This is a genomic window from Cryobacterium sp. MLB-32 (assembly GCF_000738085.1).
GTDB lineage: Bacteria > Actinomycetota > Actinomycetes > Actinomycetales > Microbacteriaceae > Cryobacterium.
In genome coordinates, this window is record NZ_JPRS01000642.1 from 1 (window position 1) to 1,106 (window position 1,106).

Below are 1,106 nucleotides of genomic sequence, written 5' to 3' on the forward strand. Positions count from 1 at the left end.
TTCCGGCGACGGCCCGGTGAGGGTTCGCACATGCATTCCGACGCCGATCTGGGTGTAGGGGTAGAGCGATTGCAATACGGGGGCTGCGAGCGTCAATACGAATCCGGCAACGGTGCCGACGAACCCGATGGCCACGGTGCTCGCGAAACTCTTCACGAGCAACCCGATGACCAGCTGCAGGCAACCAATCGTCATCGCCCCGATCCATCCCGCGCATGCGAGCAGCATGAATTCACCGATAACATGCGGGGAAAGCTCGAAGCCGCTGATGAGCCCCACGGTGAAGAACGCGACGAAATAAAGCAGCTGACATGTCCCGGCGAAGGCAGCCATCAAGAGGATCTTGCCCGGGTACGTCACTCGAGCCGCTGCCCCGTACGAGGCCATCCGTCGCCAGTTACTGTTCTCATGCTCCATTCGCATGATAGACGCGGCTTTGATGCTGATGATGAATGGGAGAAAGAGCAACGTATAAAGCAGTCCGGATTGCCCCCAAACTGCCATCCAGGTCACCCCTTGCTCCTGAAAGATGGCGATGTTTTGGAAGTAGTTCACAACGCCATTAGCCAGATTCAGGCCGATAAGTAGAACGACGACGAGATACAGCAGCCACGCCCGTCGCGTTTTGACTCGTTCCACGCCCAGCGCGGCCGTGAACGCCCGCGCAGATCTGAATGTTGGGGTTGTCATTATTGAGTTCCTAACCTCTACTGCGCCGAGAAAATATGCTCTGACAGGCCAACACTGAGACGACACCGACCACAGCGATGACCAGCAAGTGCACGCCGATTCCGGGAACCATCGGGAACCCGGCGATGCGTCCGTCGATCACGTCCATCCGCACTGGTGTCACGAAACCCACGTACTGCCAGGGCAGAATCATGCTTATCGCCGCCGGCATGAACCCAGCGAACGAGCCCAAGAGCCCGCCGATGATTCCCACGGTGAAGGTGACTGCTTGGCGAGTGAAAAGCAGCGCCAGGAGAAGCTGGATGCTGATCACTGAAACGTTGGACAGAATGCAGCCCACGAAGAAGAGTCCGATCAGCGACCAGTCGGCAGTCACGCCTTGAATCGCGCCATAGCCAAGCACCGTGAGGAAGCCC

The 1,106-nt window shown here is 58.2% G+C and carries 2 protein-coding genes; both read right to left on the bottom strand.

Features of this window, described 5'->3' with window-relative positions:
* Positions 1 to 690, bottom strand: a 690-nt coding sequence (locus tag JF66_RS20575) for an ABC transporter permease (RefSeq protein WP_035880807.1), incomplete at its 3' end; no start/stop codon positions are given.
* Between the two features lie 10 nt (positions 691 to 700).
* Positions 701 to 1,106: hypothetical protein (locus tag JF66_RS20580; RefSeq protein WP_035880808.1), on the bottom strand; the 406-nt coding region annotated here is incomplete at its 5' end.